The following is a 25,929-nucleotide window of genomic DNA, read 5'->3' on the forward strand; positions in this document are numbered from 1 at the left end:
AGCCCACCCGCGAGTTCACCCCCGAGGGATGAAGCCCTCGGGTCCGGTGCCGACCACACTCGACCGGAGCCCACCATTGCGCCGCGAGGACAGCACGCACCGAAGGGAGGCCGCGCCCCGATGCCGATCCGCTACGAGTTCATCCTCGACGGGGAGCTGTCCGAACGCGCGCTCGCCGCGTTCCCCGAGCTCACCCCGGGGCGGCATCGACAGGGCACGACGGTGCTGTACGGGCCACTGACCGGACCGACCGCGATGCGCACCATCCTCGCGCGCATCGACAACCTCGGGCTGACCCTGCTCGAGATGCGTCAACTACCCGATTGAAGGGGGCGGCCATGCATCTGCTGGTACCGGCGAGTCAGCGGCGCACGCTCGACGAACTCACCGATCGGCTCGATCTCGGCGTCGGCGAGACCACCTCCAAGCGGTCGGCGTTCTGGATCATGCTCACGCTCTCCGGGATCATCGCCGCCTCCGGTGTGGTGGGCGATTCGACCGCGACGGTCATCGGCGCCATGATCGTCGCACCGCTGTCGGTGCCGATCCTCGGGGTGGGGCTCGGCATCGCGACCGGGCGCGGACCGTTGATCGCGCGCAGCCTGCTGCTGGTGCTGGCGGGCATCGTGCTCGTCGTGCTGGTCGGATTCCTGTTCTCGCAGTTGCTGCCCAACCCGACGAATGTGCTGTCGAATTCGCAAGTGCTGGGCCGCACTTCGCCGAAGCTGATGGATCTCACCGCGGCGCTCGCCACCGGGTTGGTCGGCGTCATCGCGATCATCCGCCGCGATGTCGGCGATGTGCTGCCGGGCGTGGCGATCGCCATCTCGCTGGTGCCGCCCTTGGCGGTGGTCGGGGTATGCCTCGGATCCGATGCCCCGGGTCTGGCGCTCGGCGCGTTCGTGCTGTTCGCCTCCAATATGGTCGCGATGATCATCACCGCGACCCTGGTGCTGGTGGCGACCGGATACGCGCGCGAAGCCGGCACCGCGGCGGTGCGCCGCGGCCGCGCCTACGCGGTGCTGGCGGCCGGGCTGATCCTGGTGGCGGTGCCGATGGTGGTGAACTCGCTGTCGTCGCTGTGGGCCGACCAGATCGCCGACGCGGCCCGCTCCTGGCTCGATGACGTCCCCGGCGCCCAGATCACCGACGTGAGCCTGCAGAACGACGCGGCGACCATCCACGTGCTGGCCCCGGACCAGTTACCGCCGGTCGACGAGCTCGAGCGCGCGGTCCGCGATCTGGTGCCGTGGCATCCCGAGGTGATCATCGTGCACACCGTCGGCAGCCGGATCATCCGGTAGCGCGGTTTCATCCGTTTCGGGTGACGCGGCGGCCACCGGCACTGCGGCATACCTGTACTACGGCCGATCACCGAGGAAAGGGCTGGCCATGACACAGATGACAGAACCCCGGCGCAATCCGGTGCGCCAGGGCGTCGCCGCGGTGACGACGATCGCCGTGGCGGTGCTGCTACTCGTCCTCGGCGTGCTGTCGATCGTCGAAGGGGTCTCCGCGGTCGCGAACGACGAATTGCTGGTCGAGGGACCGGAATACACCTACCAGTTCGATATGACGACCTGGGGCTGGATCCATATCGTGCTCGGCGCGCTGATCGCGCTCACCGCGCTGGCGCTGATGACCGGCGCCGTCTGGGCCCGGATCACCGCGGTGTTCCTGGCGGGACTGTCGATCGTGGCGAATTTCCTGTGGATTCCGTACTACCCGTGGTGGTCGTTGCTGGTCATCGCGCTCAACATCGTCGTGATCTGGGCGGTGTCCACCTGGCGGACCGGAGAGGTGTAGCCCATGTCCGATGCAACCGAACTCGGCCCGGTGGAGATGGTGGTGCTCGCGTTCCCGGGTACTCGCGTCGACGCCGCCGTCACCTCGGCCCTGGCCGAGGTGGTCGACCGCGGTTATGTCACGGTGCTCGACCTCATCTATCTGGCCATGGACGACGCCGGCGTGGTCCGCCAGATCGAAGTCGACGAATCGCTCACCGAGACCGGCCTCGACGGCGTCACCGTCGATCCGCGCGGTCTGGTCAGCGATGCGGACCTCGACGTGGTGCGCGAGGCGATGGACCCGGGGACCTCGGCGGTGGTGATCGTCTACGAGGAGAGCTGGGCCCGCAAGCTGGCCGGCACGGTACGCGGCGCAGGCGGCGAGGTCGCGTTGCATGTGCAGATTCCGCGCGACGCCGTCGACGCGGCGCTGTCGGTGTCATAGAGCAGAGTCGATGGAATAGAGGAGGGCGGCAATGGTTTTCCGTGGAGGACGGGTCGGGCGGCCGGGGCTGCTCGGCACCATCGCGCGCACGGCCGTGATTTCCGGGACCGCGCGGGCGACGGCGAATGCCGTGGATCGACGTGCGCAGCGGCGCGCGGCGGAGAGCCAGGCCTACGCCGCCCAGCAGCAAGCGCCGCCACCGATGCCCGCCGCGCCACCGCCCATGCCCGCGGCCCCGCCACCAGTGCCCGCTGGTGGCGACGATCTTGTCGCCAAGCTCCAGCAGCTGGGCCAGTTGCGTGATTCCGGCGTGCTGTCCGAGGAGGAGTTCGCGGCGGCGAAGCAGCAACTACTGGGGTGACACCGCGCTGCTTCGCCACGTCGAATCCGCCTCCCACCGGGCACGGCGAATATCGCGGCAGGCCGGTGGAATTGGCCTGATGCACCGAGGAGGTCACCGATGGGAGCCCAGGATTCGGCGCGAGTGGTGCGGTCGTCCCCGCCGCCCTGGGCCATCCCGCGCGGCCTGATCGTCCTGCTGGCAATCGCCGCCGCGGTGATCGTGGTGGCCGGAGCGAAATCGTTCGCGGGCATCATCGGCCCGGTGTTCCTGGCCTTGATGCTCACCATCGCGGTGCAGCCGGTTCAGGTGTGGGCCCGCAAGCGCGGCTGGCCGGGGTGGCTGGGAATGGTCGGCGCGCTGGTCGCCGTCGTCGCGATTCTGCTCGGATTGATCGGTGCGCTGCTGCTGTCGGCGGCTCAGCTCGCGACCGAACTACCGAAATACACCGACAGTCTGGACGATCTGCTCGCGGGCGTGCGTTCGAGGCTCGCGGATGCGGGGATCGACGACGAGCGAATCAACAACGCGCTCAGCGGAATCGATCTCGGCAAACTGGTCCGCCTCCTCGATGACGTGCTGGCCGGGCTGCTGGGCATCTTCTCCAATGTCTTCTTCCTGCTGGCATTGCTGCTGTTCATGGCTGTCGACGGGATGACGATCAGCGCCAGGATGCGGCTTGTCGAACGGGTCCGGCCCGATATCGCCTACGCGCTGGGCCGCTTCGTGGTGGGCACCCGCAAATACCTGCTCGTCTCCACGGTGTTCGGCCTGATCGTCGCCGTGCTCGACGGTGGGGCGCTGTGGTTGCTCGGGGTGCCGCTGCCGGTGCTGTGGGCGATCCTGTCGTTCATCACCAACTACATTCCCAATATCGGGTTCGTCATCGGCCTGATCCCGCCGGCGCTGCTGGCGTTGCTCGACGGCGGTCCGATGGCGATGGTCTGGGTGATCGTGGTCTACAGCGTCATCAATTTCGTGATCCAGTCGATCATTCAGCCGAAGTTCGTCGGCGATGCCGTGGGATTGAGTGTCACGGTGACCTTCTTGTCGCTGGTGTTCTGGTCCTGGGTACTGGGTGCGCTCGGCGCGTTGCTGGCCATCCCGTTGACGCTGCTGGTGAAGGCGCTGCTGCTCGATATCGACCCGTCGACGCGGTGGGTGGACGCGTTGATCGGCGGGGGAGCGCCCGAGGACGGCGAGCCGGAGGAACCGGTCGCCTCGCCGAAATCCACTGAAGACAAGTCTGCGACAGCGGATTCGGAGTAGGGCTACTGCGGAGTCAGCGGTCGAGGCGCTCGATGGCCTCGCGCACCGTCGGGTACACCGGCACCTGCTCGGCACCGGAGGCGCTGCGCCCGAGGGCATCGCGGAATTGGCCGACATCGCGCGCCACCGCGAACTCGATCCGCCGCCGGGCCAGCGTGGTGCGCAGTTCGGCCAGCATCTGCGCGGCGGTCACGTCGATGACGGGAGAGGTCTCGGCATCGAGGACGACGAGCTTGGTCCGGTCGGTGCACTCGTCCTCGATGTGCTGCTTGACGTAATCGGCATTGGCGAACAACAACCCGGACTCCACCCGCACCACCAGCACATCGGGCCGTCGTTCGAGATCCGGGCGGCGTTCGGCGTCCACCCAGCGGCTGCCCTCCTTGGCCAGGGTCGCGATATGCGGCTGTGAGGTGCGGTAGAGCAGCAGCAACATCGACACCCCGATGCCGATGATCAGCCCGGGCAGGGTGTCGAACAACAGCACGCCCGCCATGGCGGCGATGGCGGCGAGGAAATCGGCGCGGGCGGCGTGGCCGTAGATGCTGCCCAGCCGCGCGGTCCACACCCGGTAGAGGCGGCGCAACGCGTCGAGATCGACCAGTTCGATGACCGCGGCGATCACCACACCGGCCAGCGTCGCTTCCGGCAGGTTCTCGAACAGACCGGTGAGGAACAGCAGCGTCAGCACGACGAGCACGGCGACCACCAGCCCGCTCAGCTGGGTTTTCGCACCGGCACTGCCGTTGACGGCGGTCTTGGACAGGCTGCCGTTGACCACCATGCCCGATCCGAGCCCGGACCCCAGGTTCGCCGCACCGAGCCCGAACAGCTCCCGGTTCGCGTCGACCTCGTATCCCGCCTTGGCCGCATAAGTTTTCGCGGCGCCGAGCCCCTCGGCGAATCCGATCAGCAGCACCCCGACCGCGGGACCGAGCAGGTCGATGAGGTCGCCGGCGCCGATTCCGTCCGGTAGGCCGACCGCGGGCAGCCCGGCGTCGATATGGCCGACAATGGCGACCCCGTGCTCATCGAGGTCGAACAGCGTCACCGCGGCGATGCCCAGCAGCACCGCCAGCAGCGAACCGGGCACGAGCGGTAGCCAGCGTTTGAGCCCGAGCACCACCGCCAACGACAGCACGCCGATCAGCAGTGTGCGCCAGTGGGTGTCGCCCAGATGCCGCAGGACGCCCCACGCCTGCTCGAAGAAGTTGCCCGGCTCCTTCTCGATGCCGAACAGTTTGGGCACCTGGCCGATGATGATCGTCAACGCCAGGCCGACGATGAACCCCTTCAACACCGGTTCGGAGATGAACGCGGCGATGAACCCCAGCCGGATGAGCCCGGCGATCAACCCGACGATGCCGGTGGCGATGGCCAACGCGGTCGACAAGGCCACGAAGCGGGCGCCGTCACTGCCGGCCAGCGGGGTGATGATCGCTGCTGACAGCGCCGCCGTCGCCGACATCGGGCCCACCACCAGGTGCCGGGAACTGCCGGCCAGCGCGTACAGCACCAGAGAGGGGATCGCCGCGTAGAGGCCGACAACCGGAGGCACCCCGGCGATGGAGGCGTAGGCCAGTGCTTCGGGCACCAGCACCGCCCAGACCGTCAGCCCGGCCAGCACATCCGCGCGCAGCCAGCCGCGGCGGTAGTGCTGCAACGACAGGAACACCGGCCATGACCTGGCCGGTGTCGGTTCACCGCGCTGGGCATCCATCACAAGCCGCCGATGCCCTTGCCGAGCACCACTGCACCCATCACCAGCAGCACGATGGCCATCACGAGGTGGTTGTTGTCCTGGAGCCAGACCTTCATCGCGTCCAGCCCGCCGCGCAGCCGGTCGGCAGCCACCGCGTATCCGATGACCGGCACCAGCACCGTCGACGCCGCCAGCACGGTGAAGATCAGCACCGCGACCACGTCACCGCCGGCCGCGAGCCCGCCCGTGCCGATCACCACACCGGCGGACACGCACAGCAGCAGGTTCTTCGGGTTCACCGCCGACAGCAGCACCCCGAGCCCGGTGGCCTTGCCGAACCCGAACTGGTCGATGGCTTTCATCCAGCCGGGCTCGGCGGTGTCGGCGCGGTCCATCCACTGCTTGGCGGCCAGGCCGATGAGCAGCACGCCCAGGACGATCTTGACCCAGGAGGCGGCCGCGGAGGGCTGGTCATCGGTGGAGTCGCTCAGCGTCCCGGACAACGCGACGAAGAGGCCGGTCACCACCAGGATGCCGATCACCCAGCCGAGGCCGAAGCCGGTGCTGGTCTTGCCCGCGTCGGCCGACAGCAACATCAGGATGGCCGCCACGATCGGAATCGGCGAGATCGCCACTCCGACAGCCAAGGGGAGGAGATCGCCGATTACGGAGCCCATACCGGCAACCTAGGTGGACACGGCGGCCGCCGAATCACACGTTGCGGGTGAAACGGCGGCGCCAGGCTCACATCCTCGCGGGGTCCCACGTGGTGACGGCCCAGATGACGACGATGTTCAGGGCGATGATCAGAATCGACCACAGCGGGTAGTAGGGCAGCCAGAGGAAATTGGCGATGATCGACAGCGCCGCGATGGTCACCGCCGCGACGCGGCCCCAGGTCGTCCCGGACATCAGGCCGATCGCCGAGATCACCAGCACGATACCGAGGACGATGTGGATCCAGCCCCAGGTGGTGGTGTCGAATTCGTAGACGTATTCGATGCCGACGACGAACAGTTGATCCTCGGCGACCGCCGAGATGCCTTGGAGGATCGACAGCACGCCGACGGTGAGCAGCAGAATCGACGCGCCGATGGAGGTCCCCGCCGCGAAGCCCTGCTTGACCGGAGAGTCGGTTTCCGAGGAGTGCGACATCGTTCATCCCTTCGTGGGGTGCGGATAGTGATCCGAATGTGCCCGACTCCAGGCGTGATGGCTTCACCCGTCGAGGGTGATGACCGGGCCGATTCGGCGGTCTGAAGTGGGGAAGGGGCGTCTGGCGGCCCTGCGTTGGCCTTTTTGTCGCTGATACCAGCCGCGGGGCGAGCGGTGTTGGGCCTGTGCCCAAACCTCGATCGAACGGGCTCGGCCCAGGGAAGCCGGTCGTAATCTCGGCCGCACGTATGGCCGTCCGACCCGATTGTGAGGTTCCGCGTGGGTATCCACCGGGGTGACCGCGATTGTGCCCGTGCCGCGCGCGGCCGGTGCGCCGTGGTGCTGACACTCGCTCTCGCACTGGGCGGCTCGCACGGCGCGGCGATGGCCACTCCCGAACTCCCGGCCGAACAGTCGATCCCGGTGCGGGCGATGAGCGCCGCCCGGCCCGCGGACAACGGTTCCCGGCTGCTCACCGCGGTGCAGGGACCCGGGCGCATCCTGGAACTGACGGTGCATTCGGCGGCGATGGGGCGCGCCATCACCGTCGAAGTGCTCCCGGCAGCGGATAATTCGCGCCCCGCTCCGACGCTGTATCTGCTCAACGGCGTCGACGGCGGCGATGAGAACGGCTCGTGGACGTCGAGCAAGAACTGGTTCACCACCACCGATGCCGTGGACTTCTTCGCCGGCAAACACGTGAACGTGGTGATGCCGGTGGGCGGGACCGCCAGCTTCTACACCGACTGGCGCGCCGACGACCCGCAGCTGGGCCGCAACCAGTGGACGACCTTCCTCACCGAGGAACTGCCGCCGGTGATCGACTCCGCTTTCGCGACCACCGGCGTGAATGCGGTGGCGGGATTGTCGATGGCCGCCACCAGTGTCTTCCAGTTGGCGATCGAAGCGCCGGAGAAGTTCCGTGCCATCGCCTCCTACAGCGGCTGTGTGCGCACCAGCGATGCGCGCGGCCGGGCCCTGGTCAATACCGTCGTGCTGGGCAAACAGGGCGATCCCGCGAATATGTGGGGGCCGCCGTCGGACCCGCTGTGGGCGGCCAACGATCCCTACCTGCGCGCCGAGGAGCTGCGCGGCACTGCCATCTACGTCGCCACCGGCACCGGATGGCCGGGCCCGCTCGACACCCTCGCCGGGCCCGGAATCCATGGTGACCCGGTGAAACTCGCCGATCAGATCGTGCTCGGCGGCATGCTGGACGCGGTCGCGCACAGCTGCACCCTGCAACTGCGAGACCGTCTGCGCGAGTTGAACATTCCCGCGACCGTCGATATCCGCCCCAGCGGCACCCACTCGTGGGGTTACTGGCAGCAGGACCTGCACAACTCGTGGCCGATGATCGAGGACGCGATCAACGACTGAGTCGCGGTGCGCGGCCGATCATCGCGGTGTATCGAAAACGCGATGAGTGAGTCGCGGGGGCAAACGCCGGGGCCGGACGCCGTGCGACGGTGGCCGGATCGCGGCTCAGCGCAGTCCACCGGCGGCTGGCGCCGGGTCCGCGTCATCGGAGGCCACGGACGAACTTTCCCACTCGGCGGCCGGCGGCACTCGCCGCATCCACTTCGGCGCCCACCAGCACGCCTCACCGAGCAACCGCATACTCGCCGGCACCAGCAGCACGCGCAGCACCGTCGCGTCGACGAGCAGTGCCGTCACCATTCCGAAGGCGATGTACTGCATCATCACCAGATCCGAGAGCGCGAATGCGCCGGTGACCACGAGCAGGATCAACGCGGCCGCCGTGATGATCCGGCCGGTTTGGGCGACGCCCACTCGGATCGCGGCGGGGGTCGACAGGCCGGACGCCCGCGCCTCGACGATGCGGGAGAGCAGGAATATCTCGTAGTCGGTGGACAACCCGTAGATCACCGACACGATCACCACCAGCACCAGTGCCATGATCGGCTGCGGGGTGAAACCGAGCAGATCCGCGCCGTGGCCGTCGATGAAAACCCAGGTCAGCACGCCGAGGGTGGCGCCGAGGCCGAGCAGGTTCAGCGCGGCCGCCTTCACCGGCAGCACCAGCGACCCGAACGTCAGCGCCATCAGGATCGTGGTGGCGAGAAAGACCAGCGCGATCATGTACGGCATCCGCTGCACCAGCGCGTCGATACTGTCCTTCTCGACCGCCGGCTGACCGCCGACCAGCAGGGTCGTGCCCGGCGGTAATGGCATATCGCGCAGGTAGTCGATGGTTTCCTCGGCATCGGCGGAGGCACCGAGCACGGTCTGGGTGGCGAACACATTGGGCTGGGCGGGGCGCTGCATCAGCGCCGGGAACGGTGCCGCCAGGCCCGGCGCCTGATTGGCCCGGGCGAGTACCGTCTCGCCGGCGCCGGAGTCGAAGGTGACGATGACGAGGTCGACCGGATCGATCTGGCGCAGCGGGAACAGTTCGTCGAAATGCTGCTGGGCCAGCCGGGTCGGATGCTCCGGCGGCAGGAACCGCTCGTTGATGGAGCCGAAGGTGAGATTGCGCATCGGCAGGATCAACAGCAGCAATCCCAGGCAGACGACGATGCCCACGGCCAGCGGCCGCGCCATGACCCGTCCGGCGATGCGGCCCCAGACATTGTCGGGTTCGCGGTTCGGGGCGGTCGCACGGCGGAACCAGGCGACACCGAAGCGGTCCACCCGGCGCCCGAGCACGGCCAGCATGGCGGGCAACACCGTGATCGAGGTCAGCGCGGCGAGCGAGACGGTGATCATGGCGCCGTAGGCGAACGACTTCAGAAAGCCCTGTGGGAACACCAGAATCGCCCCCGCGGCCACGACCACGATGGTCGCGGAGAACAACACCGTGCGCCCGGCCGTCGTCACCGCGCGCCGTACCGCATCGTCCACCTCGCGGCCGTCGGCCAGCTCTTCGCGGAACCGGCTGAGCACGAACAGCCCGTAGTCGATGGCCAATCCGAGCCCCACCATCGACACCACCGGGGAGACGAACGAATTCACCTCCGTCACCGTGGTGAGCACCCGCAGCAGACCCCACGCGCCCAGCACGGTCAGCCCGCCGACGACGAGCGGTAGCGCCGCGGCCACCACCCCGCCGAACAGGAAGAACAGCAGGACCGCCACCGCCGGGATGGCGAACAACTCCATGCGCCGCTGATCGTGGGCCATGGTGTCGTTGAGCGCGCCCGCCACCGCCTGCCCACCGGCCACTTCCATATCGACACCCGGCAGGGTGAAAGCGTGGGCGACGGCACGGAAGTTGCGCATCTGCACGGTGTCGTCGCTGCCGCTGATCGCCACCGAGGCGAAGGCATGACGGCGGTCGTCGGTAGCGAAGATGTCGGGCATGGCCACACCGGTGTCGGTGGGCCAGTAGGCGCCGTTGACGCGGTCGATCTGCTCGGGGAACCGCTGCGGCAAGGTGTTCAGCCACGCCACGATCGGATCGGCGAACGCCGGATCGTCGATGCCGACGCCCTCGGGTGCGTGGAACAGCAACAGCACATCGGCACTGTGATCGGTCCCGAACACCTCATCGCGCAATTGCGCCGCGCGCACCGACTCCGAGCCGGGATCGTCCCAGCCGCTGGAACTGAGCTGCCCGCCGAGCCCGAGCCCGTACCAGCCCAGCGCGAGCAGCCCGGCCACCATCACCCCGATGACGGTGAAGCGCCGCCGGACCACCACATCGGCCCACTGGTTCAATTCGGCGAACACTGGCCGCCTCCCATATTCATCGCACGGTTCGGCCCGGTCTGCTGCTGCACGTCGCCGATTCCGCCGGGCATCATCGGACAAGGCGGGATGAAAATGTACTCACGAATTCACTGCCGGTAGCGGCGAATAATCGCGGCCGACGGCTGTGTGTATTGCGATCGACGCGACGATACAACTCGGTCCGCCGCGTTCTGAGCCGGACCGCTTCGATTTCTGTGACCTCACAACACAGGCCCGTAATCGGTTGTGACGCATGTGCATCGGCGCGCCTGGCACGGTCGAGAGCTCCTGAACCTGCGGGCGGTCTGGTGGACGATCACAAGCCGCGCCGGTTTGTGCCCGTGGAGTTGCCCAACCTCCGTCGAATCGTTTCCATACCGTTTCATTCGGTCATAGTTTGGGCCGCATCGGTCGACTGCGTAGGGCCGCATGAGACGAGTGTGATCGCCGAGAGCGTTGGGGCGATCACCATTACCGAGACACCGGAGGAATGTGTGTCTGATATTGCCATCGTGGGTATTGGTTGTCGGTTCGCGGGTGGAATCGACTCACCGGAGACCTTCTGGGATTTCGTGATCGAGAAGCGGGACGGCGTCGTCGACATGCCCGCCGATCGCTGGGACTACCGCCGCTACTACGACCCCGAGCCACGCACGCCGGGCCGTTCCTACACCAAGCGCGGCGCCTTCATGACCACCGATCCGTGGGAGTTCGATCCCGACTTCTTCGGCATCTCCCCGCGCGAGGCGACGGTGCTCGACCCGCAGCAGCGGTTGATGCTCGAGGTCACCTGGGAAGCGCTCGACGACGCCGGATACGCCGGGCGCGCGGCCGGCTCGTCGGTCGGGGTGTACGTCGGCGGGTTCGTGGTGGACCAGTCGGTGATCGGCGTGGTCGGGCCCGCGCTGTTCCACACCGATATGCACACCCCCGCCAGCGCCTCCTACACCATGCTGTCGAACCGGATCGCCTACGCACTGAACCTGGTCGGCCCCGCGATCACCGTCGATACCGCGTGCTCGTCGTCGCTGGTGGCGTTCCACCTGGCCTGCCAGGCGCTCGACAACGATGACTGTGAGGTCGCGCTGGCCGGTGGCGTCAATGTGATGTTGCAGCCGGAGACCTTCGTCCTGATGTGCAAGGGCGGCTTCCTCGCCGCCGACGGCCGCTGCAAATCCTTCGACGCCTCCGCCGACGGCTACGGTCGCGGCGAGGGCGCGGGCATGGTCGTGCTCAAGAAGCTCGACGCCGCCGTGCGCGACGGCGACCGGATCTACGCGGTGGTCAAGGCGACCGGTTCGAACCAGGACGGGCGCACCACCGCGATCACGGTGCCCAATGTCGATTCCCAGGAAGCGCTGGCGCGGTCGGTCTGCGAGCGCTCGGGTCTGGCACCGGATTCCATCACCTACCTCGAGGCGCACGGCACCGGCACGCTGGTCGGCGATCCGGTCGAATTGCGGGCGCTGGGCGCGGTTTTCGGCGCGGCCGCCGGACGCAGCGACACCGTCGGCGTCGGATCGGTGAAGGCCACCATCGGCCACACCGAGGCCGCCGCGGGCGTGGCCAGCGTGATCAAGGCGGCGCTGGCCATCCAGCACCGCACGCTGCCGCCGCAGGGCTGGCTGGAGAAACAGAACCCCGATATCCCGTTCGAGGAGCTGGGCCTGCACGTACAGACCGAGGCGCAGCCGCTGCCCGCCGACGCACCGCCGATGTCGGTGGCGGTCAACGGTTTCGGCTACGGCGGCACCAACGCCCACGCCATCTTGCAGGAGTACCGGGGCGAATCGCCGCAGCCGGTGCAGACGACCCGGACCCATCTCGGCATCCTGCCCATCTCCGCCCGCAGCACCGCCGCCGCCCGTGCGCTGGCGGGGCGTTTCGCCGATCTGATCAGCGCGGGCGCCGATCCCGAACACCTCGCCGAAGCCGCGTGGACCCGGATGGCGCACCACCCGTACCGCACCGGTGTGCTGCTCGGCGACTCCACCGACGACCTGGTGCGTGAACTGCGCGCCTACGCCGGCGGCGAGGGCCGCGACGCGTCCAAGACCATCATTTCCCGTGCCGCCGAACCGGTGTTCGTGTTCTCCGGTATGGGCCCACAGCATTGGAAGATGGGCCGCGAACTGCTGGCCGCCGGCGGGGCCTTCGCCGACGCTGCCGCCGAGGTCGACGCCGAGTTCCAGAAGATCGCGGGCTGGTCGATCATCGAGGAGCTGAACAAGCCCGAGGAGCAGTCGCGGGTCACCCGTACGGAGGTGGCGCAGCCGGCCAACTTCCTCGTGCAGGTCGGACTCGTCCGGGAGCTGGCGCAGTACGGAATCACGCCCGCCGCCATCGTCGGCCACAGTGTGGGCGAGGTGACGGCGGCCTACATCAGCGGGATGCTGACGTTGACCGACGCGGTGCGCGTGGCCTACCACCGGGCCCGCTTGCAGGCGAGCACCGCAGGCACGGGCGGCATGCTCGCGGTCGGCCTGAGCAAAGATCAGGCGCTCGAACTCATCGGCGACGATCCGCGCATCGATATCGCGGCCGTCAACAGCCCGACCGCCCTCACCCTCTCCGGCGATGTGCAGCGGCTCGACGAGCTGGCCGAAAAGCTCACCGAAGACGGTGTTTTCGCGCGGCGCCTGCGCGTGGAGGTGCCGTATCACAGCCGCCTGATGGAGCCGATCGAAGCCGAACTGCGTGCGGTGCTCGCCGAGCTCAGCCCGCAGGCGCCCACCGTGCCGCTGTATTCCACGGTCACCGGCGCGCAGGTCACCGAGGGCGACTGGAATGCCGAGTACTGGTGGTCGAATGTGCGTCAGCCGGTGCGCTTCTTCGACGCCATCGGGGCCCTGATGGCCGCGGGCAGCCGGGTGTTCCTCGAGGTCGGACCGCATCCGGTGCTGTCGGGCAATATTCGCGAGGCGATGCTCGGCGCCGACGTCAACGGCACGACCGTCGCCACCCTCGACCGCGAACAGCCCGACACCGTGAGCATCCGCCGCACCCTGATCGGCCTGCACGCCGCCGGTGTGCTCGATCGCGAGCTGCTGTTCCCGCCCGATCGCCCGGCCACTCCGCATCTGCCGCTGCCGCGCTACCCCTGGCAGCGCACCCGGCTGCATTCGGCGCTGCCGCTGTTCGAACAGGCCCGCCTCGGCACCCCGAATTCCTATGCGATGCTGGGCGATCCGGATGTCGAAGGCCGACCCGAGTGGTTGTTGCAGGTGGGCACCGAACTGCTGCCGTGGCTGGCCGACCACGTCGTCAACGGCATCAAGATCATGCCGGGTGCGGCCTACCTGGACGCGGCGCTCAGTGCCACCGCCTCCCGGATCGGCGCCAAACAGGTGGCGCTCGAAGGAGTTCGCTTCGTCGCGCCGCTGATCATGGGCGCGCCGGACGTGCCGCTGGTCGCGTTGACCGTGGAGGAGGCCAGCGGCCGCTTCCTGATCCGCTCGCGCAGCGCCACCGGCACCGCGTGGACGGTGCACGCCTCCGGCCGGACCCTCACCGGCAGCCATGAGCAGACCGTGGTCCGGGTGCCGTCCATCGACGTCGGCGTGGATGTGGATCCGGCGATGTTCTACTCCGGCCTCGCCGCGGCCGGCTTGCAGTACGGCCCGTCGTTCCAGCGGGTGACCTCGGTGCGGGTCGGCCGCGACGCCGTGGTGGCCACCGTCGACGGCTCCATCGCCGCCGATTCCGGGCACCTCGCCCATCCCGCCGTGGTCGACGCGGCGATGCAGTGCGCGGCGCTGCTGTTCGCCGACGAACGCATCAACGAGGGCGTCATGGTGCCGGTCGGCGTGGCCGCGGTGCGCCTGCTGGCCGATCTGCCGGACACGATCACCGTGGTGGCCCGCCGCGATCCGAACGCCCGGCTGCGCGCCGATGTGGACCTGCTGGACTCCGATCACCTGCTGGTCGCGCGGTTGAGCGGATTGCAGATCGGCGCGCTCAAACCCGGTGACGATCCGCTGCACCGGATGGCCGACTTCTACTACAGCGACACCATGGAGGAACGCGACCCGATCGACCCGGCCGCGCTCGACGGGGCAGGTACCGCCTCCACCGTCATCGTGCAGCTCGGGGCAGGCAGCCGCGCGGGCGAACTCGCGGCGGCGCTGCCCGGCTCCCGGCTCTACGTCGCCGACCCGGCAGGGCAGTCGCTGGAAACCGATCTGGTCGCGAACCTGACGGCGGCGAAGGCCGACGGCCTCGACCGGCTGCACGTCTGCATCGTCGCCGGTGCGGTGGACGACGATATGGCCGACCTGTGGACGTTGAAGCGCCTCGCGGTCGCCGTGGACGAATTCGCCAACCCACCCGTGGAGGGCGCCGACACGCCGCAATCGGTGTTCGGCGACGGCGTCGCGCACTGCACCCTCGTCACAGAGGGCGCGTTCAGCCTGCCCGTCAGCCCGGTCCAACCGGATCCCCGCCAGGCCGCGCTGGCCGGCGCGCGCCGCGTGCTGCTCAACGAGCAGACCCCGCTGCGCTGGCGGCTGATCGACACCGAACCGGGCACCCCCATCGCCGACATAGCGGCCGAACTGGCGGTACCCGGCGCCTTCTCGCACGACAACTGCGACGAGGTACTGCTGCGGGCAGGCAAGCGCTGGGCGCCGGTGGTCACCAAACCGCTGCCCGACCGTCTCGAGGAGCTGGACTCGACCCAGCCGCTCACCGACCCGGAAGCCAACTTCGCCCTCGACATTCCCCGCAACCGGTTGCTGTCGGCGCTGGGCTGGCGGGAATGCCCGCGCACGGCTCCCGGCGCCGGTCAGATCGAGGTCCGCATGCAGGTCATCGGCCTGAACTACAAGGACCCGCTCAAGATCATCGGCCTGCTCGGCGAACGTGAGCTGGCACCGACCTACTTCGGCACCGTGCCCGGTATGGAAGGCGTCGGGACCGTGGTGCGGGTCGGCGACGGCGTCGACGACGTCGCGGTCGGTGACCTGGTGGCGGTGGCGTCCAAGGGCATGATGCGCCGCTACGCCGTGGTGGACCGCCAGCTCGCGGTCGTCCTGCCCGCCGACACCGATCCCGCCCACTGCACCAGCACCATCGCCTTCGGCACCGCCGAATACGCGCTGCTGGACCTGGCCCGGCTGGAACCGGGGGAGACGGTGCTCATCCACGGCGCGGCCGGCGGTGTCGGCACCGCCGCCATCCAGGTGGCCAAGGCACGCGGCGCCCGCATCATCGGTACCGCGAGCACCGACGAACGGCGCGCCCACGTGCTGGCCCTCGGCGCCGATTACGCGGTGAATTCGCGCTCGCTCAACTTCGTCGACGATGTGCTGGCCCTGACCGGCGGCGCCGGCGCCGATGTGATCGTCAGCAGCGCACCGGGCGAGATCCTGCGGCAGAACTTCAATGCCGCCGCCGAATTCGGCCGGATCGTAGAGGTCGGCAAGGCCGACATCTACACCGGCGGCCTGCTGGAGCTGGCCAACTTCGACAAGAACCTCGCCTACTACTCGATGGACCTGGACCGGCTGGTGGCGGTGCAGCCGCAACGGCTGGCCCGGCTGCTGGAGCGGGTGTTCGAGAAGGTCACCGACGGCACCTACACCCCGCTGCCGTATCAGCTCTACGAAACCGAAGAGGTGAGCAAGGCGTTCGAAGAAACGCTGCGCTCCTCGCGACCGGCCCGGATCGCCTTGCGGATGGATTCACCGCAACCACCGGTGCGTCCGTACCTGCCCGAGGTCGAGATCAGCGATACCGCAAGCTATCTCGTGACCGGCGGGTTCGGCGGGTTCGGCCTGGCGATCGGCCGCTGGCTGGCCTTGCGCGGTGCGCGCCGGCTGGTGCTGCTCGGGCGCCGCGGTCCGGCGACCGAGGAGGCCCGTCAGCAGCTCGAGGCCTGGCGTACCGTCGGCATCGAGGTGATCGAGGAACTCGCCGACGTCACCGATGCCGCCGCGATCGCCGAGGTCGTGGCCCGTAACCACAGTGCCGAACATCCGCTGCGCGGTGTGTTCCACGCGGCGGGCGCGGTGGCCGACAACCGCATCTCCAAGATGGAGTTCGAACAGCTCGACAAGGTGTACCGGCCGAAGGTGCACGGCGCACAGGTGGTGCATCAGGCCGTCGCCGACGCCGGGATCACCCTGGACATGTTCGTGCTGTGCTCCTCGGGCGGTTCGATGTACGGTATCTACGGCCAGTACAACTACTGCGCGGCCAATGTCGCGGTGGAGGCGCTGGCGGAGAAATGGTCGCGGGCCGGCGAACGCGCGCTGTGCATCGGCTGGGGCCACCTCTCCGGTGCCACCGGCGGCATGGCCTCGGACGAAACCGCCGAAAAGTACCTCGACCTGGTCGGATTCGGGCCCATCGACATGGCCGACGCCACCGCCTACATGGAACAGACCCTGCGCCTCGGGGTCGCACGCGCGGCCATCATCCCCACCGACTGGGCCAAACTGACCGGCACCTTCCCGCAGCTGGCCCGCACCGGGCGCACCATCGCGCTGGCCAAGGCCTCCGCCAAGGACACTTCGGAACTGGCGCGGCTGCGTGAGGAACTGGCGGCCATGGAGGAAACCAAGCGCGGCCCGTACATCGCCCGCAAGATGGCCGAGGAACTGGCCGTGGTGATGGGCGTGCCGGTGGAGTCGATCGACATGACGGTCCCGGTGCCCGAACTGGGCCTGGACTCGCTGATGGCGGTGGAACTGGGTGCGCGCGTCACCAAGACGCTCGGCATCGACCTGATGTCGTTGCAGATGGGCCGCTCGTTCAGCCTGGAACAGGCCGGTCCGAAGGTGGCGGAGCTGATTCTCGCGCACGAGGCGGGTCAGTCCCAGCCGGTAGCGGAAGCGCCGGTGGTGGTCGCTGCCGCGACGAACGGCCACAGCGACGCGGCTGCCGTGCACTCGAATGGGAACGGTTCGGCGGCGAGCGAGATCGTCGACGAATCGTCCATGGCCGTGGCGCGATAGGGAAGCGAGGTCACCGCCATGGTCGATTTCGGTCTCATCGATGAATGGACACCGGCGCCCGGCCGGCTCATCACCTGGGTCGCCTCGCCGCGGTCGCTGGAACGCGCACAGCAGGCGCCGGTGCATCCGGCACCGCCGTCGTTGCAACAGGAACAGTATCTGCGGCTGGCCGACCGGCACGCGCACGCCGAATTCCGGTTCTCCGGGCTGTGCCTGGTCACCGCGGAAATCCCGATCGCGGACCTGGACCGCGACACGATGACGCGGGTCATCCACCAGTTCCTGCTGCGTCACGACACCTTCCGCACCTGGTTCGCCTTCGAACCCGGTGGGGCACTGCGACGGCACCTGGTGCCCGAGGACGCCGTCGAATTCGTACCGATCGACTACGGCATGATCGACGACCCGGAGTCGATTCGCACCCACGTGGAGAAGACGACTCCGGGCCCGTTCCAATGGGATTGCTTCACCTTCGGTGCGATCGAGCACGGCGAATCGACCACGGTGTACCTCGCCGTCGATCATCTGCATACCGACGGGCTGGGCCAGTACCTGTCCGCCTCCGATTTCGCCCAGCTGTACGCGGGCCAGATGTGGGGCGAGGCGGAGCCGCTGCCGCCGGCGGCGAGCTACCTGGACTACTGCGTCGCCGAACGCGCGCACGCCGACCAGCTGACCTTGTCCTCGCCGGGCGTGCGGAAATGGCTCGAGTTGTTGCGCGGCAACGACAACCGGTTGCCATCGTTCCCACTGGATCTCGGCAAGCGCGGCGACGGCTACAACCGCAGCGCCCACCGCAGCATCCTGCTGCTCGACGAGGACGACGCGGCCAGGTTCGAGCAGGTGTGCCGCGCCCACGACGCCGAATTCGTCGGAGGTGCGTTCGCGGCCGCGGCATTGGCCGAACGCGAACTCACCGATTCCGACTACTACTTCGGCATGACACCGATCAGCACCCGGACCTCGGCGGCCGAGGGCAATTCGGTGGGCTGGTACGTGACGCTGGTGCCGGTCGCCTTCCCGCTCGGACCGTCCACCCCGTACACCCGGGCACTGACCATCGCCCAGCGCGCCTACGAGAACGGGCTCCGGCTGGCGCCCACCTCGTTCCACCGGGTGCTGGAGCTGTTACCGGCCGATTCCGAGATCAAGGCCGAGCCGGGCTGGGTCACCCCGATGATCTCGTTCATCGACGCCAGGGATTTCGCCGGGCACGAATTCTTCGACGAGATCACCGCCGGGGTGTACGCCAACCGCGCGGCGTCGGAGGAGGTGCTCATCTGGATCAACCGGCTGCCGACGGGGACCTGGTTGAGCGTCATCTATCCCGGCACCGAGATCGCGCACGCCTCGGTGGACCGCTACGTCGCCGCCATGAAATCGGTGTTCGTGGCGATCGCCGCGACCGCGGAAGCCCACTGACCAGGAGGATATGTGCCCACCGTGTTCCGGGATCCGTGGATTCCCGACGGCGAGAAATCGGTGTATTCGGTCCGGCCCGCCGACCAGCCACAGGGCTTCGAGATGACCAACCTCATCGTCCGCGAGCCCGGCGGGTACCTGTCGACGGTCGAAGCGCGCATCGGCGGGGCCGGACGCGGTGGCACCGAACTGGCGATGACCATCGAGCAGCGGTTCAAACGGGCCGGTGAGCGGTTGCGCGCCGAGCACTATCGCGCCGAAACGCGTTCCGGCGGCACGGTGGTGTCGCGGGAAGAGGCGACCTTCCTGCACACCACGCACTTGCAATTCGGGGCGGGCCCGGCACCGTTCCCGCTGAACATCATGCCGATCGCCGGTGGTCTGACGCTGCTACGCGGGCTGGAATTCACCGAGGGCCACGTGGAGCAGATCGACGTGTGGCTGGCCTTCTCGGTGCATTGGCCGCTGATCGCCAAGATCGAGAAACGCATCACCGTCGAGGTGCCCGCCGGCGCGGTGCCGTGCTGGCAGGTGCGGCTGCGACCGGGATTCGCGCAGGTGAACATGTTGCTGGACAAGGTGATCGGTGGCATCCTGCCGCCGTTCATCGCTCATTTCGAGGAGGCGGCACCGCATCGGCTGGTGCGGATGAGCTTCCCCACCCAGCTGGCGCTGTCGGGTCAGCGGGCGCTACTGGAGCTCACCGCATGACGATGGTGCCGGATCTGGCGACGCTGCGGGCGAAGGTACGCGGCGAGCTGCCGGCCTGGCTGGCCTTCGCCGGCTGCCTGATCGCGGTGTTCATGCAGATGATCGACGTGACGATCGTCAACACCGCGCTGCCGAACCTGACCGCCGAACTCGGTGCGTCCCGGTCGGCGCAGCTGCTGGTGATCTCCGGTTACTCGCTGGCCTTCGCCTGCACTCTGCTGACGGCCGCCCGGATCGGCGCCATGGTGGGCCGGCGACTGATGTTTCTGGCCTCGGTGGCGGCGTTCACGGCCGCGTCGCTGTGGTGCGGGCTGGCTACCGGCGCGATGGAGCTGGTGATCGCGCGCGTGGTTCAGGGTGCGGCCGGTGCCGGGATGGCGGCCCAGACGATCGCTATTCTGACCGCCAGTTTTCCGCGGGAACGTCATCCGCTGGTGTTCGCGCTGTATGGAGGTGTGGCGGGGTTCGCCGGGATGCTCGGGCCCATTGTCGGCGGCGCGCTGATCACCCTCGATATCGGCGGCTGGGGGTGGCGGTCGGTGTTCTTGATCAACCTGCCCATCGGTGTGTTCGCCTTCGCGCTGGCCTGGCGATTCCTGCGGCTGGGGCGGCCGGAGGGTCGTGACCGGCTGGATCTGGGTGGGGTGGCGTTGTCCACGGCCGGGTTGTTCGCGTTGATCTTCGCGCTCGCCGAGATCCAGCAGCGCGGCTGGCGGACGGAGCTGGTCGCGGTGATCGCTGTCGGTGTGGCGTTGACGGCAATGTTCCTGGTCCATCAGCGCAGGCGGGCCGAGCGCGATGCGAGTGCGCTGCTGCGGCTGGACCTGTTCGCCGACCGCGGCTTCCGCATCGGATCCGTGCTGGTCGGCGCGTTCTTCGGGCTGTTCACCGCCTTCGTCTTCGCCGCCTCGATCACCATGCAGGATGTGTTCGGCTATTCGCCATGGCGCGCCGGGCTGGTGATGACGCTGTTCGCGGTAGGGGCCGGAACCGGGGCGATCAGTTCACTGATCCTGGTGCAGCGCTGGGGGATTCGCGTCCTCGCCGCAGGCCTCGCGCTGTTCGGTGGATGCATGGCCGCGGGTGCGACCTACCTGCACCTGAGCGGGGGCGAAATCAATGCGCTGCTGTGGGCCGGGCCGGTGTTCGCCTCCGGTTTCGGGGTCGGCATTTTCGGGGTGCAGTTGCAGCCGATCATGCTGTCCGGGCTGGACGCGGACCGCATGTCGGAGGCCTCCGGTGTGCTGCCGACGATCGAGCAGGTGGGGAACGCGGTCGGGCTCGCGGTCTTGACGACGCTGTTCTTCGGTTCCCACACCGTCGGCGGCACCATCACCATGATGGCGGCGATCGCCGTGGTGGCGATGGGGCTGGCCGGGTTGACGCTGGCGATGCCGGAGGCCGGCGACCGCGCTCACGTCGAGTAGCCGGCTACTGCGTCGCGGTGCTGCGCTTGGGTAGCTTCCAGCCCAGGCGCGGGAAGTGGCAGGTGTACCCGTCGGGGAAGCGTTCGAGGTAGTCCTGGTGCTCGGGCTCGGCCTCCCAGAACTCGCTTGCCGGCGTCACCTCGGTGACCACTTTGCCCGGCCACAGCCCGGAATCCTCGACGTCGGCGATGGTCTCCAGGGCGGTGCGGCGCTGGTCTTCGTCGAGGTAGAAGATGGCCGACCGGTAGCTGGTGCCGATGTCGTTGCCCTGGCGATCCTTGGTGGTCGGGTCGTGGATCTGGAAGAAGAACTCCAGCAGGGCGCGGTAGTCGGTCTGATCCGGGTCGTAGACGATCTCGACGGCCTCGGCGTGCCCGGGATGATTGCGGTAGGTCGGGTGGTCGTTGGTCCCGCCGGTGTAGCCGACACGGGTCGACAGGACTCCGGGCTGCTTGCGGATCAGGTCCTGCATTCCCCAGAAGCATCCGCCCGCCAGAACCGCTGTCCGTGGATCGCTCATGCCGTCTCCTTCTCCTCACCGTTCCGATGGCGAAGTCCGGGGTCTCGAACCCGTGCTTCCGGTCGACCATAGAACGTGTCGCGGCATCGGATAATTCCGCAACCCTCGGGCGAGAGTGGCTCGGTATACCGTCGCCGGCCAGTCGGTGCAGGGCACTCCGGCCGCCCGATAGCTACTCCTCGGCGAACACCCTTGTGGCGCAACGGTATATCGATGACAATGAAACGGGCCGTCATTCGGCTTCAGGGGACGTATCGGCCGTCGCGCCGCACCGACAAGTGGGGATCAGATGAGAGTCAAACGTTTCACCGTCACCGCTGTACTCGCCATCGCAATGCTCGGGGCAACCACGGGTGTCGTTCAGGCGGAACCGCCGGCCGTCCACACCGTCGCTGTGCAGGGCGCCGACCAGGGCATCGGCTACACCGCGGGCCCGACCGCCGACGGCAAGGCCGTTTCCGCCACCGTCGACCAAGGCAGCTTCGCCCTCACCACCGGGGGTACGGCCGTCACCCTCACCGACGGCGCAGGCCGGGTCGTCGCCACCCTCCCGATGGCCTTCGTCGCCGACGGCCACAAATTCGGCCTCACACCACAGATCACCGACGCGGGCCGCACCCTCACCCTCACCCCGGTCGGCGCGCCCGCCGCGACCACCGACCGCATCGCCTCCTTCGTCGACGACGACGCGGCCACCCTGGCCCGCAAACAGCACAATGCCGGCGTCGGGGCGCTGATCGGCGCCGGTATCGGCGCGGTCCTCGGATTCTTCCTCGGCGGCGTCGGCGCCCTGGTCACCGTGCCGATCGGCGCGGGGATCGGAGCGTTGATCGGATTCTCGACGCCGTAGTGTCGCCGGCCCCGCGATCGTGCGGGTGAGGCGCCCATCACGCCGTCACACAAGGGTCGCCCGGGCGAGCTCACGGAGCGCCCGGGCGACCCTGGCCTGCAGATCGGGTCGCCCGTCATCGGCTGCCGAGCGCGCACTGCGACAGTGGCGCTCGGCTCCGCGATTCACCTGGTGAACGGCACGTGCGCCGCCGGGCAGCCACTGTCGGGCAGTACCAGCTCGATCAGATAGCGCTCCTGAACGGCGCGCACGCACGGACTGGTCGGGTCGTGGCCGTAGCCGGGGATCACCATCAGGTGGGCGTTGCCGAGTTCCTGCTGCGCCCGCTGAGCGGCGGGCAGGGGAGTGGCGGGGTCGAACCGGTTGTTGATCAGCAGCGCCGGGGTCTGGGTGTGCAGCGTCCACGGTCCGGTGTAGCGCTGCGGGTACTCGGGCACCTGCCAGGAGGCGCACGCTTGCAGCGGGTACAGCCAGTAGCCGCCGAAAGTGGGTGCGGTCCGGTCGAGTTCGCGGGTGAGTTCGGGCCAGCGGCCCGGATCGCGCGGCAGGGTGTTGTCGGCGCAAGTGATCGCGACGAAGGACTCGAGGAAGTCGTAGCTGAACGGTGCCGCCGCCAGCACCGCGCGGGCGGCAGCCGGATCGCCGAGCGGCCCGCGTCCGAGTTCGGCCAGCAGCTGGGCCAGTGCGGACCAGCCCTGATCGGGGTCGTAGAGCAGGGCGGCATGCACCAGCATCAGATCGTGGTAGCTGAAAGGCAGGGCGTCGGTGCCCGATCCGATGACGATCGGGGCCTGCTCGAGCCGATCGAGCAACGCGGTATGCCGTTGCCGTACGTTCGCACCGGCGAAGGCGCATTCGGCGGTTCCACTGGCCTCGCACTGCCGGAGAAATTCGGTGAGCACCTCTTCGGTGCCTGCGGCGGCATCACCGAGCGCGGTCACGCTGTCGTTGGTGTACCGCTGCGGGTCGATCATCGAACCGAGCTGCAACGCGCGCACCCGCTCGGCGAACAGCGCGCCATACACCTGGCCCAGGTAGCTGGCGTAGGAGTACCCGATGTAGTTCATCTGCGAGTCACCGACGGCGCGCCGCAGGAGATCCAGGTCGCGCGCCGCGTCGACGGTGGTCAGGTACGGCAGCATGGGACCGCTGTGCTCGGCGCACCCCGCGGCCAATGCACGAGCCGCCGCGGCCGCGGCCTTTTCCTGATCGGGATTCACCGGTGGGATCCGAAGACCGTCCCAGAACTGTTGCTGTGCAGCGTCATCAGCGAAACACCTGACCTGCCCGCTGCGCCCGATCCCGCGCTGATCGAAGGTCACCACGTCGAAGCGTTGCGCGATCTCACCCGACATCAGATCGGTATCACGAGCCCAGTCGTACCCGGACCCACCGGGCCCGCCGACCGCGCCGAACACCGTCCCGATCCGACGTCCAGGATCGGCCGCGGGCCGGCGAATCACCGCCAGCGACAACGTCTCCCCATCCGGCCGTGCGTAGTCCAGCGGAACCTGCGCCCGCGCACACTCATACCGCTCGAGCCCCGGCTCCCCACACGGCACCCACTCCAGCCGGGGAGTAGGCGCAGCATCCGCCTCCGCGACCAGCCGCTCACGCTGCGCAGCCCCATCATCCGGGCGATCCTGCTGCCCCGAACTCACGCACCCGGCCACCACCAAAGCTGTAACCACCGCAAGAACCGTTCGAGTCCACCGCACGCCCCGATGATCCGCCGCCCCACCCGGCCGAGCATCCTCCTTTGGATCGACATCGACCCCTGATTCAGGCCGATATCCACCCGGATCGCTGGAGTTGATCGACCGTACAGCACGCCAGCATGCATCGACTGCACGAGCACGACCGGCGCGGCAACTACGTGGTTCAAGTCCAGCTTCGCCAAGGAGGCGGCCAACTGCGTGGAGGTCCGTTTCGCGGTGAGTCGGTGCTCATGCGGGACAGCAAGTACCTGCGTGCGCCAGCGGTCGATCCGGCTCGGCAGCCTGTGATCGAGATGCCGGCCGCGCGGTGGGGGGAGTTTCTCGACAGCGTTGTCGATGGCGAGTCCTCGGCGGGGACAGGGTTGCCGGTGGTGGCTCGGGGTGTCGATGGGGTGGTGGTGTCCTTCGGTGGGGTGTCGCTGCGGTTTACATGGGCCGAGTGGGAAGCGTTCGTCTCGGGCATCGCGGTGGGGGAATTCGCTGCGGCATAACCGCGAGAAGGTTGCTCGACGCGTCCCGGCGGGCAGGGGACGGCTGGCAACTCGAGGCCATGGGGTCGATCGCTGCAGATCACGCGTAACGCTACGAAAAGATCTGCCGCATAGCATAATAGGTCCCCATTCGGAGGAGACCACACCTGGATCTGGGGGACGATGCTGGCCCGTCGGACGTTTCTGCATGCGGCGCTGGCCGCCTCGCTGGCCGGGTGCGGTGATGGTGTGCTGGGGACGCCGGGGGCGGTGCGGATCGCGGTGTCGTGGAGCGGGTCGGAGCTCGCGGCGTTCCGGCGGGTGCTGGAGGCGCTGGGGTTGGCAGGGTCGGTGGATGTGATTCCGCTCGGTGACGAGATCGGTACCGCGTTGACCGGGGGACGTTCGGCGCCGGAACTGGTGATGTTGCCGCTGGCGGGGCGTGTGCGGGAGCTGGCGGCGCAGGGGGCGCTGCAGGAGGTACCCGAATCGCTGTGGGCCGATGAAGCGCAGGAGCCGCGCTATCCGCCGGTCTGGCGCGGGCTGCTCTATCACGACGGACGCCCTTACGGTGTGCCGTTCAAGACGGCGGACAAGTCGCTGGTCTGGTTCGACCGGGATTCGGCGCGGAAATACGAGATCGGCGATCCGTCCCGGTGGACATTGGAGGACTGGCTGACCCGCATCGAGTTCCTCGCCGGCAAGGACATCCACCTGCTCGCGCTCGCCGCCGGCGACGGCTGGGCGCTGACCGACCTGTTCGAAAACCTGCTCTACGCCGAATCTCCGGACACCTACACCGAACTCGCCGCCGCGGGCCCGGACGCGGTCTGGGAACGCGACGCCGTGCGCGCCGCCCTGCACCGGCTGGGCACCTGGTCGGTCCACGATGCGGCCTATCCCGGCGGCATCGGCACAGCGTTGACCATGCAGTTCTCGGATGCGGTGCGGGAGGTGTTCGAACGGCGCCGGGCCGTGATGGTGGTCGCACCGGATTTCGCCGAGCCGGTCGTGCGCAAAGCCGTCGTGGCCTCGGGCCGCAATCCTTATGACGTCGTGGGGGTCACGGGATTTCCGGCAGTGGAAGCCGATGGGCCCGAGCCCCGGATCTTCGGCGGCGATGCGCTGGTGCTGAACCGGGCCGCCGACGAGCGGGCAAAGCAGGTGCTCGTCGCGCTGGCCGCGCCCTCGGCACCGCTGCAGTGGATCAACTCCTTCCACGGCTTCCTCGCCCCGAATCTGGCCACCGACGCCGCCTATTCGCCGTTCTTGCGGATGTCGGCCCAGCGCCTGCGCGAGGCGGTGGTCTTCGAGCTGCCCGACCGGTTCGGCCCGGCCGGTGGGCGGCACGAATTGTGGCGGGTGCTGACCGAGTACCTGATCGCCGTCGACGCCGACCGCGCCCACGTCGTCCGCGCGGTCAATCAGGCCGTTCTCGCGCTGGCCGGACGGTGAGTGCACGGC

The 25,929-nt window shown here is 68.5% G+C and carries 20 protein-coding genes; 14 read left to right on the plus strand and 6 right to left on the minus strand.

Translation table 11 applies throughout. From position 1 onward, the window contains the following. The first annotated feature begins 120 nt into the window (after positions 1–120). The 6 genes from NOCYR_RS12380 to NOCYR_RS12405 all read left to right on the plus strand — a co-directional run bounded on the left by NOCYR_RS12380 (position 121) and on the right by NOCYR_RS12405 (position 3,841). Complete coding sequence (locus NOCYR_RS12380) at positions 121–327, plus strand: hypothetical protein (protein ID WP_014350714.1); 207 nt, start codon at positions 121–123, stop codon at positions 325–327. 11 nt (positions 328–338) lie between these two features. After that, the gene (locus NOCYR_RS12385; protein WP_048833300.1) at positions 339–1,304 is read left to right on the plus strand and encodes a DUF389 domain-containing protein; all 966 of its coding nucleotides are present in this window, start codon (positions 339–341) and stop codon (positions 1,302–1,304) included. Positions 1,305–1,392: 88 nt separating this feature from the next. Then, positions 1,393–1,806, plus strand: a complete 414-nt coding sequence (locus NOCYR_RS12390) for a DUF7144 family membrane protein (RefSeq protein ID WP_014350716.1) — start codon at positions 1,393–1,395, stop codon at positions 1,804–1,806. A gap of 3 nt (positions 1,807–1,809) precedes the next feature. Beyond that, entirely contained in the window at positions 1,810–2,232 is a 423-nt protein-coding gene (locus NOCYR_RS12395; protein ID WP_014350717.1) for a DUF6325 family protein, read from the plus strand. A 31-nt stretch (positions 2,233–2,263) separates the two neighbouring features. Next, the gene (locus tag NOCYR_RS12400) at positions 2,264–2,593 is read left to right on the plus strand and encodes an SHOCT domain-containing protein (RefSeq protein WP_048833301.1); all 330 of its coding nucleotides are present in this window, start codon (positions 2,264–2,266) and stop codon (positions 2,591–2,593) included. 99 nt (positions 2,594–2,692) lie between these two features. After that, complete coding sequence (locus NOCYR_RS12405; protein ID WP_014350718.1) at positions 2,693–3,841, plus strand: AI-2E family transporter; 1,149 nt, start codon at positions 2,693–2,695, stop codon at positions 3,839–3,841. Positions 3,842–3,854: 13 nt separating this feature from the next. Here NOCYR_RS12405 and NOCYR_RS12410 read toward each other — a convergent pair whose 3' ends face one another. From NOCYR_RS12410 to NOCYR_RS12420, 3 genes are all read right to left on the minus strand, one after another. After that, positions 3,855–5,561, minus strand: coding sequence for a SulP family inorganic anion transporter (locus tag NOCYR_RS12410; RefSeq protein ID WP_014350719.1), 1,707 nt, complete (start codon positions 5,559–5,561; stop codon positions 3,855–3,857). Beyond that, entirely contained in the window at positions 5,561–6,220 is a 660-nt protein-coding gene (locus NOCYR_RS12415; protein WP_014350720.1) for a GAP family protein, read from the minus strand. Before NOCYR_RS12415 ends, NOCYR_RS12410 begins: the two co-directional genes overlap by 1 nt. 67 nt (positions 6,221–6,287) lie before the next feature. Next, entirely contained in the window at positions 6,288–6,698 is a 411-nt protein-coding gene (locus NOCYR_RS12420; protein WP_014350721.1) for a DUF7144 family membrane protein, read from the minus strand. 336 nt (positions 6,699–7,034) lie between these two features. Between NOCYR_RS12420 and NOCYR_RS12425 the strand changes: the two genes are divergently transcribed. Continuing rightward, entirely contained in the window at positions 7,035–8,078 is a 1,044-nt protein-coding gene (locus tag NOCYR_RS12425) for an alpha/beta hydrolase (protein WP_014350722.1), read from the plus strand. Positions 8,079–8,183: 105 nt separating this feature from the next. Here the strand turns inward: NOCYR_RS12425 and NOCYR_RS12430 are convergent, their stop codons facing one another. Continuing rightward, a complete protein-coding gene (locus NOCYR_RS12430; RefSeq protein WP_014350723.1) occupies positions 8,184–10,391 on the minus strand; it encodes an MMPL family transporter in 2,208 nt (735 codons plus the stop codon). A 494-nt stretch (positions 10,392–10,885) separates the two neighbouring features. Here NOCYR_RS12430 and NOCYR_RS12435 point away from each other — a divergent pair, with 494 nt between their 5' ends. Genes NOCYR_RS12435 through NOCYR_RS12450 form a run of 4 tightly spaced genes read left to right on the plus strand, consistent with a single transcriptional unit; the run spans position 10,886 to position 20,907 of the window. Further along, positions 10,886–17,347: a type I polyketide synthase gene (locus NOCYR_RS12435; protein WP_048834130.1), complete on the plus strand. Its 6,462-nt coding sequence runs from the start codon at positions 10,886–10,888 to the stop codon at positions 17,345–17,347. A gap of 18 nt (positions 17,348–17,365) precedes the next feature. Then, on the plus strand, positions 17,366–18,769 hold the full coding sequence (locus tag NOCYR_RS12440; protein WP_014350725.1) for a condensation domain-containing protein: 1,404 nt from the start codon (positions 17,366–17,368) through the stop codon (positions 18,767–18,769). A 12-nt stretch (positions 18,770–18,781) separates the two neighbouring features. Then, entirely contained in the window at positions 18,782–19,480 is a 699-nt protein-coding gene (locus NOCYR_RS12445; protein WP_014350726.1) for a hypothetical protein, read from the plus strand. Continuing rightward, positions 19,477–20,907, plus strand: coding sequence for an MFS transporter (locus NOCYR_RS12450; protein ID WP_014350727.1), 1,431 nt, complete (start codon positions 19,477–19,479; stop codon positions 20,905–20,907). The genes NOCYR_RS12445 and NOCYR_RS12450 overlap by 4 nt, the downstream gene beginning before the upstream one ends. Positions 20,908–20,911: 4 nt before the next feature. Here the strand turns inward: NOCYR_RS12450 and msrA are convergent, their stop codons facing one another. Further along, the gene (gene msrA, locus NOCYR_RS12455) at positions 20,912–21,427 is read right to left on the minus strand and encodes a peptide-methionine (S)-S-oxide reductase MsrA (protein WP_014350728.1); all 516 of its coding nucleotides are present in this window, start codon (positions 21,425–21,427) and stop codon (positions 20,912–20,914) included. A 289-nt stretch (positions 21,428–21,716) separates the two neighbouring features. On the opposite strand from msrA, the gene NOCYR_RS12460 reads away from it, so the two are divergent. Continuing rightward, entirely contained in the window at positions 21,717–22,277 is a 561-nt protein-coding gene (locus NOCYR_RS12460) for a hypothetical protein (RefSeq protein WP_048833302.1), read from the plus strand. A 164-nt stretch (positions 22,278–22,441) separates the two neighbouring features. Here the strand turns inward: NOCYR_RS12460 and NOCYR_RS12465 are convergent, their stop codons facing one another. Further along, on the minus strand, positions 22,442–23,968 hold the full coding sequence (locus NOCYR_RS12465; protein ID WP_158430158.1) for an alpha/beta hydrolase: 1,527 nt from the start codon (positions 23,966–23,968) through the stop codon (positions 22,442–22,444). Positions 23,969–24,114: 146 nt separating this feature from the next. On the opposite strand from NOCYR_RS12465, the gene NOCYR_RS29230 reads away from it, so the two are divergent. After that, the gene (locus tag NOCYR_RS29230) at positions 24,115–24,486 is read left to right on the plus strand and encodes a DUF397 domain-containing protein (RefSeq protein ID WP_081505388.1); all 372 of its coding nucleotides are present in this window, start codon (positions 24,115–24,117) and stop codon (positions 24,484–24,486) included. Between the two features lie 162 nt (positions 24,487–24,648). Then, positions 24,649–25,920: an ABC transporter substrate-binding protein gene (locus tag NOCYR_RS12480; RefSeq protein ID WP_014350731.1), complete on the plus strand. Its 1,272-nt coding sequence runs from the start codon at positions 24,649–24,651 to the stop codon at positions 25,918–25,920. Positions 25,921–25,929: the final 9 nt, after the last annotated feature.

This window comes from Nocardia cyriacigeorgica GUH-2, from assembly GCF_000284035.1.
Classification (GTDB): domain Bacteria; phylum Actinomycetota; class Actinomycetes; order Mycobacteriales; family Mycobacteriaceae; genus Nocardia; species Nocardia cyriacigeorgica_B.